8 protein-coding genes, 1 tRNA gene and 1 rRNA gene are annotated in these 8,844 nt (G+C 54.3%); 3 read left to right on the top strand and 7 right to left on the bottom strand.

Annotation, left to right across the window (positions count from 1 at the left end; all coding sequences use genetic code 11):
• The first annotated feature begins 4 nt into the window (after positions 1 to 4).
• Positions 5 to 120 (top strand): 5S ribosomal RNA (gene rrf, locus F0Q32_RS24925).
• Positions 121 to 455: 335 nt separating this feature from the next.
• Here the strand turns inward: rrf and F0Q32_RS24920 are convergent.
• From F0Q32_RS24920 to aspA, 6 genes are all read right to left on the bottom strand, one after another.
• A tRNA-Phe gene (locus F0Q32_RS24920) sits at positions 456 to 531 on the bottom strand.
• Between the two features lie 114 nt (positions 532 to 645).
• Positions 646 to 1,221, bottom strand: coding sequence for a transcriptional regulator (locus F0Q32_RS24915; protein ID WP_015966245.1), 576 nt, complete (start codon positions 1,219 to 1,221; stop codon positions 646 to 648).
• Positions 1,222 to 1,267: 46 nt separating this feature from the next.
• Positions 1,268 to 2,950, bottom strand: a complete 1,683-nt coding sequence (locus F0Q32_RS24910) for a protein-disulfide reductase DsbD (RefSeq protein ID WP_149465087.1) — start codon at positions 2,948 to 2,950, stop codon at positions 1,268 to 1,270.
• Positions 2,926 to 3,249 (bottom strand): divalent cation tolerance protein CutA, encoded by a 324-nt coding sequence (cutA, locus tag F0Q32_RS24905; RefSeq protein ID WP_015966243.1) that lies wholly within the window; start codon positions 3,247 to 3,249, stop codon positions 2,926 to 2,928. Before cutA ends, F0Q32_RS24910 begins: the two co-directional genes overlap by 25 nt.
• A gap of 99 nt (positions 3,250 to 3,348) precedes the next feature.
• Positions 3,349 to 4,650: an anaerobic C4-dicarboxylate transporter gene (locus F0Q32_RS24900; protein WP_149465086.1), complete on the bottom strand. Its 1,302-nt coding sequence runs from the start codon at positions 4,648 to 4,650 to the stop codon at positions 3,349 to 3,351.
• 114 nt (positions 4,651 to 4,764) lie between these two features.
• Positions 4,765 to 6,201 carry an aspartate ammonia-lyase gene (gene aspA / locus F0Q32_RS24895; protein ID WP_149465085.1) on the bottom strand — a complete coding sequence of 479 codons (1,437 nt, stop codon included), beginning with the start codon at positions 6,199 to 6,201 and terminating at the stop codon, positions 4,765 to 4,767.
• 334 nt (positions 6,202 to 6,535) lie between these two features.
• On the opposite strand from aspA, the gene F0Q32_RS24890 reads away from it, so the two are divergent.
• The gene (locus F0Q32_RS24890) at positions 6,536 to 7,006 is read left to right on the top strand and encodes an FxsA family protein (protein ID WP_015966240.1); all 471 of its coding nucleotides are present in this window, start codon (positions 6,536 to 6,538) and stop codon (positions 7,004 to 7,006) included.
• A gap of 21 nt (positions 7,007 to 7,027) precedes the next feature.
• Here the strand turns inward: F0Q32_RS24890 and yjeH are convergent, their stop codons facing one another.
• Positions 7,028 to 8,266: an L-methionine/branched-chain amino acid transporter gene (gene yjeH / locus F0Q32_RS24885; protein WP_149465084.1), complete on the bottom strand. Its 1,239-nt coding sequence runs from the start codon at positions 8,264 to 8,266 to the stop codon at positions 7,028 to 7,030.
• 251 nt (positions 8,267 to 8,517) lie between these two features.
• On the opposite strand from yjeH, the gene F0Q32_RS24880 reads away from it, so the two are divergent.
• Positions 8,518 to 8,811 (top strand): co-chaperone GroES, encoded by a 294-nt coding sequence (locus tag F0Q32_RS24880; RefSeq protein WP_003855929.1) that lies wholly within the window; start codon positions 8,518 to 8,520, stop codon positions 8,809 to 8,811.
• Positions 8,812 to 8,844 lie beyond the last annotated feature (33 nt).

The raw sequence follows: 8,844 nt of genomic DNA, 5'->3' as shown, positions 1-8,844 counted from the left end.
TTTGCCTGGCGGCACTAGCGCGGTGGTGCCACCTGACCCCATGCCGAACTCAGAAGGGAAACGCCGTAGCGCCGATGGTAGTGTGGGGTCTCCCCGTGCGAGAGTAGGGAGCTGCCAGGCATCAAATAAGCAGAAGGCCATCCGGAAGGATGGCCTTTTTGCGCTGGTGCGAAAAAAACCTGCCGGATGGCGGCTGCGCCTTATCCGGCCTACAAAAGAACAAACCCCACCGAATGGCACGAACCCGTAGGCCCGGTAAGCGCAGCGCCACCGGGCAACACCGCGCGCACAACCTCTCCCTGACGGATACCTGCCCAGAGCAATACCCAACAGATTAAAACGCGTCTCGTGGATTACAGCGATGATTTAAAAACGGGAGGGAGGAAGGCAGGAAGAGTGGAGTACAAACCCCAGAAAAGCAAAAACCCAGCCATAGGCTGGGTTCTTTGGAATAGTGGTGCCCGGACTCGGAATCGAACCAAGGACACGGGGATTTTCAATCCCCTGCTCTACCGACTGAGCTATCCGGGCAACGGGGCGCATTAAACCGTAAAGGGCCGTTGGCGTCAACGGGTTTTAGCGAAATAAGTGATAAAAACGCGTTAACTGCATGCTTTTCGTGCAAAGTGCCTGAAAAGAGCACACTCAGGTGAGTGCGCCACCCTGACGACACTGAGCAAAGCGCAGGATATCTTCTGCCAGACGATGCGCCGTATCGACATCTACCTGGCTACGATTCACCAGCATCCGGCTGAGGCAGCCTTCCAGCACCAGTTCCATCTGTTTTGCCACCATCGCCGGGTCATCGACTTCCAGTTGGGTTAGCAGCTCATGACTAAACGTATATGCCGCTTGCTTCTGTTGATCCGCCAGTTGATGGATCGGGTGATCCGGGTCCGGATAAAACGTACAGGCGGCGATGAACAGGCAGCCTGGATAACGCTGATTACTGACGCAGTCCGTCAGGGCGTTATAGCGCGCCAGCAATTTTTGCTCAGCGCTCAGTTCATCGTCCAGCATCAGTTGGCGGCGCCAGATATCCACCTGCTGACTGAGATAACGTAAGGCGTCATAAAGCAGGGCTTCGCTGTCCGGCCAGTAACGTCGCAGCTCGTCGAGTGGACGATCGACACGCTCAGCAACCATCTCAAGCGTAGTGCTGGCTATCCCTCTGATCTCAAGTAAATGCAGGGCTTCTCCCAGGACATCTTCACGTTGCACAGTGTTCTCCTTCGTTCCCAACGGTTTTTCCCGTCTAAAGTGTTGTCTACGGTTGGCGATCGCGCAAATGCGCATTGAATGCGGCAGCATCCATAAAGCCGGTTACCCGTTGTGTTGGGTGTTCCTGCCCCTCTTTATCGAAAAAGAGGATAGTGGGCAGGCCCAGTACGTTTAAATGTTTCAGCAATGCGGTGTTCTGTGCGCTGTTGGCGGTGACATCCGCCTGCAACAATACAGTGTTGCTCAGCGCCTGTTGCACCTGTGGATCGCTGAATGTGTATTTCTCAAACTCTTTGCAGGCCACGCACCAGTCGGCGTAAAGATCTAACATCACCGGCCGACCTTTGGCTTTCGCCAGCGCCTGGGTAAGTTCTTCGACGCTGCTAACCTGAGTAAAGTTCAGATGTGGGCGCTCCTGTGCTGCAGTCGTGTTGCCGAAGGCCCAGTCCTGTAACGGGCGTACGCTGATTAATGCGGCGGCGAGCAGGATAATCTGCCCAAGTCGCATCCACGGCTTTTGCGCGCCCAGGCTGGTGATAAAGGCCCAACCAAAGAAGGCTAAGCCGAGCAGTGACCACAAACGCAGTCCCCACGCCTCGCCAATGATGCGTTCCAGCAGGAATACCGGTAATGCGAGGATCACAAAGCCAAACGCCGTTTTGACATGCGCCATCCACGGCCCACTTTTCGGCAACAGGCGGTTGCCAAAGACAGTGACCAGAATCAGCGGCAGACCCATCCCCAGCGCATACAGATAAAGCGTCCCGCCGCCCAACAGCAGGTTACCACTTTGCGCGATGTAGAGCAGGATGGCGCTCAGTGGCGCGGTGGTGCACGGCGAGCAGATGAGCCCGGCAATCGCACCCATCGCGAAAACACCGCCCAGAGAACCGCCCTGCTGGCGATTGCTCATCAGCGTTAATCGCGTCTGTACAGATGACGGCAGTTGCAGCGAGAACGCGCCAAACATCGATAGCGCCAACAGGATAAACACCACAGAGAGGCCGATTAGTACGTACGGATGCTGCAACGCGGCCTGGAACTGCATACCTGCGGCGGCGACAACCAGCCCCAGCGCGGTATAGGTCAGTGCCATCCCCTGGACGTAGATAAACGCCAGCAGTAGCGCGCGCGCCGTGGAAAGGCGCTGTCTACCGCCCAGCACGATCCCCGAGATTAGCGGATACATCGGCAGCACGCAGGGCGTGAAAGCAATGCCTATACCGATAAGCAGCGCCCAGAGCGCAGAGAAGGGCAAATCCGCGCTGGCAGGTGCAGATGTTTCAACAGGGGCAGATGTCGCTGCTACGGCGCTTAGAGGGACGGTTCGGGTTTCTGGTGGGTAACAGAACCCTGCGTCGGCACAGCCCTGATACGTTACCGTCAGCGTCGCCCCCTGGGACGCCTGATTAATCGTCACCGGTAAGGTTAGCTGTTGGCGATAAATCTCGCCCTTGCCGTAGAATTCATCTTCATGCCACTGCCCGGCGGGCAGCACCAGTGGCGATGTTTGCGCCTGATTGGGCACGACTTTAATTTGCTGGCGATAGAGGTAGTAGCCCTCTTTTACCTGCCAGGTGAGGTTGAGATCCTGTTGATTCTGCTGAAAATCGAAAGCGAACGCCTGGTCCGCCGGAACAAAGTTAGTGCGGCCGGGTGCGTCGAACAGACCGGCAAAGGCGGATGTGCTGCACAGCAGCAGGATCAGCGTAAGGATGCGTTGAGCCATGAGAGATAATCGCTGTCTCCGTGAGTAACGGGTAAAACCAATAATTCCGGGGTCTGATACGGGTGATGAGACTTCAGGCAATCGAGCAGCGCCTGCTGATGGGTCAGGTTGGTTTTCAGGACCATCTGCACTTCGTACTCCTGCTCCAGCTTTCCTTCCCAGTAATAAAGCGACGTCGCGCCGGGAATAATCGTTGCGCAGGCGGCAAGTTTTTCCGCCAGCACTTTGGCTGCTAAATCCTGGGCAGTCGCTTCATCCGGGGCAGTACAGAGAACAACAACAGCGTCGGTAGTGCTCATCATCAACCTCGTATCGGTGAAAGAGGCAACTATAGCACGGTGTGGAGGAGGGAAGGCGCGAATCGGGCCGCAGAGCGGCCCGGGTTTAAGGTTTTTTACTTACAGCATGATCCCGCCGAAGATGAAACCTAAGATAACGCACAGGGCGATGGCGATGACGCCAGGCACCAGGAAGGCGTGGTTAAAGACGTATTTGCCGATACGCGTCGAGCCGGTGTCATCCATTTCCACCGCAGCAAGCAGGGTTGGGTAGGTTGGCAGAACGAACAGCGCAGAAACCGCAGCAAAAGACGCAATTGCCGTCAGCGGGGTAACACCCAGCATCAGAGCGGCAGGCATTAGCGCTTTAGTGGTTGCCGCCTGGGAGTAGAGCAGGGTCGCGGCAAAGAACAGAACCACAGCCAGCAGCCATGGATAGTTGTGCAGCAGGTCACCCGCTACTTCCTGAATATCGGTGATGTGCGCTTTGACGAAAGTATCACCCAGCCAGGCCACACCCAGTACGCAGACGCAGGCACTCATACCGGATTTAAAGGTGCTGGCATTAAGGATTTCGCCGGTATCGATTTTGCAGGTAAAGCAAATCAGCGTGGCGATAGTCAGCATGAAGACCACAATCGCTTCGTTACGCGGCAGAACCGGGTTCTGAATCAGGCCAACCGTGTCGCTGATGGCGGTGGCGTAGAACATCACGGCGACGATACCGATCAGGAACAGCAGAACGGAGCGTTTCGCGTGAGGTTTCAGTTTGAAGACCTGGCTTCCGCGCAGCTTCACTTCGCCTTTAGCCAGACGTTCCTGATAAACCGGATCATCTTTCAGTTCGCAGCCCAGGAAGTTACACACGCAGGCGGTGATCATGACGGCAATCAGCGTGACCGGAATACAGATAGCCAGCAGTGTCAGATAGCTTACGCCCATCGGCTCCAGAATACCGGCAAAGAAAACGACGGCAGCGGAGATAGGGGACGCGGTGATCGCGATCTGTGAAGCGACAACGGCGATAGAAAGCGGACGAGATGGGCGAATACCCTGCTCCTTCGCCACTTCGGTGATAACCGGCAGGGTGGAGAATGCGGTATGCCCGGTCCCGGCCAGAATGGTCATAAACCAGGTAACCAGCGGGGCGAGGAAGGTGATGTACTTCGGATGACGGCGCAGCATACGCTCCGCCAGGCTCACGAGGTAATCCATCCCCCCGGCAACCTGCATAGCGGCAATAGCCGCGATAACCGCCATGATGATTTCAATAACATCGAACGGGATAGCTCCCGGGTTAATCTGGAAAATAAGGGTGAGGATAAGAACGCCGAAACCACCGGCAAAACCAATGCCGATACCGCCGAGTCTTGCGCCGAGATAGATCGCGAGCAGGACAATAACGAGCTCTGCACCAAACATATTAGCCTTCCTTGTGTTTACAAGTTGATATTAGAATGTTGTAGGTTGGTAAATCATAAAAAGCAAAAAGGGCATGTCATTGCTGACATGCCCCTTGTATATTAACCGCTACTGTTACTGTTCGCTTTCATCGGTATAGCGTTTCGCTTTGTAAGCCGGATGCATCAGGTTTTGTGCCGAGAAGATATCGTCCAGCTCAGCTTCTGTGAGCAAGCCGCGCTCCAGAACGACCTCACGTACGCTCTTCCCGGTTTCAGCACAAATCTTACCGACGATATCGCCGTTATGATGGCCGATGAACGGGTTCAGGTAGGTCACAATCCCGATGGAGTTGTAGACGTAGCCTTCGCAAACCGCTTTGTTGGCGGTAATGCCATCGATGCATTTTTCCAGCAGGTTGTAGCAGGCGTTGGTCAGGATGTGGATAGACTCAAACATCGCCTGGCCAATCACTGGCTCCATCACGTTCAACTGCAACTGACCAGCTTCAGAGGCCATAGTAACCGTAATATCGTTACCGATGACTTTGAAGCACACCTGGTTAACGACTTCCGGAATGACCGGGTTGACTTTGGCTGGCATGATTGAAGAACCCGCCTGCAGTTCCGGCAGGTTGATTTCGTTCAAACCAGCGCGCGGGCCTGAAGAGAGCAGGCGCAGGTCGTTACAGATTTTGGACATCTTCACAGCCAGGCGCTTGAGCGAGCTGTGAACCATCACGTAAGCGCCGCAGTCAGACGTCGCTTCAATCAGGTCTTCCGCCGGAACCACCGCCAGGTTGCTGACTTCCGCCAGTTTCTGTACAGCCAGTTGCTGGTAGCCATCCGGGGTGTTCAGGCGCGTACCGATAGCCGTTGCACCGAGGTTAACTTCCAGCAGTAATTCCGCGGTGCGCAGCAGGTTTTTGGTTTCTTCATTAAGAAGCACGTTGAACGCGTGGAATTCCTGGCCGAGGGTCATCGGCACCGCGTCCTGCAACTGGGTACGACCCATTTTCAGGATGTCCTGGAACTCAACCGCTTTACGCTGGAAGCCTTCGCCCAACTGATGAATTGCATCCACCAGTTTTACAATGGAGGTGTACACCGCGATGCGGAAACCGGTCGGGTAAGCATCGTTAGTGGACTGACATTTGTTAACATGATCGTTCGGGTTCAGATACTGATATTCGCCTTTCTGATGTCCCATCAGTTCCAGGCCAATGTTCGCCAGCACTTCGTTGGTGTTCATGTTAACGGATGTGCCCGCGCCGCCCTGGTAGACGTCAATCGGGAATTGATCCATGCATTTGCCGTTGTTCAGAACTTCATCACATGCCGCGATAATCGCGTTAGCAACGCCTTTTGGAATGGTCTGGAGTTCTTTGTTTGCCAGCGCAGCGGCTTTCTTCACCATCACCATACCGCGAACAAACTCAGGGATATCACTGATTTTACTGTTGCTGATGTAGAAGTTTTCAATCGCTCTCAGAGTATGAACGCCATAGTATGCGTCCGCAGGGACTTCCCTTGTACCTAACAGGTCTTCTTCGATACGAATGTTGTTTAACATGTGAACCTTCTTTTGCAATCTGCCAATGAATTCACCAAATACGCAGAATTTACGAGGTAATGCGTATTTTCTGGCCGACGATTATGTCCTTAATCGACCCGGTGCCCGTGATCATATGCTGATGATAGCGAATTACAGTAATCTTGATCACTTATTACGAGGCGATTCTTATAAGATTTATTGATTTGTGAAATAGGTCACCGCCTGACCATCACTGACAAAAATTTCTCGACTGTCTGATTGAAAAATGACAGGCCGCCACCATCTACACTGGGTGACAGCAGCAAAATTTTTACGTGGAGGCGACTGCCTCCGCGATCAACAGGAGAAGCCAGTGCGCTGGATACCGTTTATTGCTATTTTTCTCTATGTTTATATAGAGATATCGATTTTTATTCAGGTCGCCCATGTCTTTGGCGTCCTGCTCACATTAGTTTTGGTCATCTTTACTTCCGTGATTGGTATGTCGCTGGTGCGTAACCAGGGCTTCAAGAATTTCGTGCTGATGCAGCAGAAAATGGAAGCAGGAGAAAGCCCGGCGGCAGAGATGGTGAAAAGTGTTTCTCTGATTCTGGCAGGTTTACTGCTGTTGTTGCCTGGCTTCTTCACCGACTTCCTCGGCCTGCTGCTTCTGCTGCCGCCGGTGCAGAAACATCTGACCATGAAACTGTTGCCGCATCTGCACTTCTCGCGTATGCCGGGTGGTGGGTTCAGCGCCAGCAACGATGGCGGGCAGACGTTTGATGGTGAATATCAGCGTAAAGATGAAGAGCGCGACCGTCTGGATCACAAAGACGACCGCTAATCGGTTCCGAAGTGGCGCGGTTTACGCGCCACTGCTTTTTGGCAGGAACAGCCAGAACACCGCCAGCATCACCAGCGCGTACAAACACTTCCATCCCACCATCGCCAGCAAAACGACGCAAAGCAGTGCGCCCGTCACCGCCAGCGCTTTATAACGCCCCTTCAGCAAGCGGCATCCCGCCAGCATGCACAGCAAATAGATAACAATGAAGATGCCGTTAGCGTAGACGATCAGCGCATCAAGGTTGATATCGAGCCAGAAAATTGCCAGCGTGCTGATCACACAGCAGCCTAATACCGCGTTCAGCGCATTAACGGGAAGCTGCTTTTTCGACAGGCGTGACAGCGGGCTCTGCGGCTTATTTTGCGCCTGTGTCCAGACCAGCCGCGCGAAGCTCTGGATATAGATGTTCAGGCTGGCAAAGCAGGCGAGATAGCCTATCACGCAGGCCACCCACAACGCCTGAACGCCAAAGAGTTGCACCACGATGGTAGGCAGCGAGGCGGCGGCCGCCAGTTCATTGTTATAGGCGTTGAAGTGCAGCACCACCACTGTACAGGCCCAGTAAACCGTACCCGCGAGCAGCAGGCCAATCATCAGTGCGCGCGGGAAATCGCGCTCAGGATTTTTAAATTCAGAGGCCAGATGGGCGAACGCTTCCAGCCCGACGAAGCACCAGAACATCACGGAGAGCGCTGAGAACAAATGGTCGGGTGCAATTTGCGTGACGGGCGGGAAGGGGATTGCGCCCAGGCGAATATCACCAAACCACCAGATGGCGGCAATGAGCGCCACGATGAGTACTGCAACCAGCGTTTGCAGGTTAGCGCTGGAACTGGCCCCACGCGAGCCCAGCCACCAGACAATCGCCAGCGTGCCAATCTCCGCCAGCAACAACTGGCTGTCGTGCCAGCCAAACAGCGCCTGGCCAAAACCGGTGGCGATGTGCAACGCCGCAGGGAGACCCACGGGGATAACCGAAAGGAACATCCAGCCGGTCACGCGCGCCAGCCGCGGGCCAAACGCCCTGTCGACAAAGTGCGCCACGCCGCCCGCGCTGGGGAAATGACGGCCCAGAATGGCGAAAACAATGGCGATGGGAAAGACAAGAATAATCAGAACGGGCCACGCCCACAGGCTATCTCCCCCGGCAACTAACGCTGCCAGCGCAGGAACCGCAAAGACGCCGGTTCCCAATAATGAAGTTGAAAGTAAACCCACACCCTGAGCCAACCCCAGCTCTTGTTTCAGACCACTCATGACCGCGTCCTGGCATTCGTAAAGAAACGGATAGTATCACACCCCTTATTGGCTGAAACGCAAGCGATTTACCCTGATTTTCGTCGGGCTACACCGTTTCGCAGCGATCGCAATTTTTTCTGAAATTTTTTTCGATTTGCCCCTTGAAGGGCAGAGAGCCCATCCCCATCTCTCTGGTCACTAGCCGGAAAACCGATTGCGGCCCGGCGTCACCCATAACTGATAAAGACTTTCTCAAAGGAGAGCTATCAATGAGTATTCGTCCGTTACATGATCGTGTGATCGTCAAACGTAAAGAAGTTGAAACGAAATCTGCTGGCGGCATCGTTCTGACCGGTTCTGCAGCAGCAAAATCAACTCGTGGCGAAATCATCGCTGTCGGTAAGGGTCGCATCCTGGAAAACGGGACTGTGCAGCCGCTGGACGTTAAAGTTGGTGACATCGTTATTTTCAACGATGGCTACGGCGTGAAATCCGAGAAGATCGACAACGAAGAAGTGTTGATCATGTCCGAAAGCGACATTCTGGCAATTGTTGAAGCGTAATCCGCGAACGACACTGAACATACGAATTTAAGG

This window comes from Pseudocitrobacter sp. 73 (genome assembly GCF_008369545.1).
Lineage (GTDB): Bacteria > Pseudomonadota > Gammaproteobacteria > Enterobacterales > Enterobacteriaceae > Pseudocitrobacter > Pseudocitrobacter vendiensis.
The sequence above is the reverse complement of the archived record's forward strand: the minus strand, read 5'-3'. Positions and strand labels throughout refer to the sequence as shown.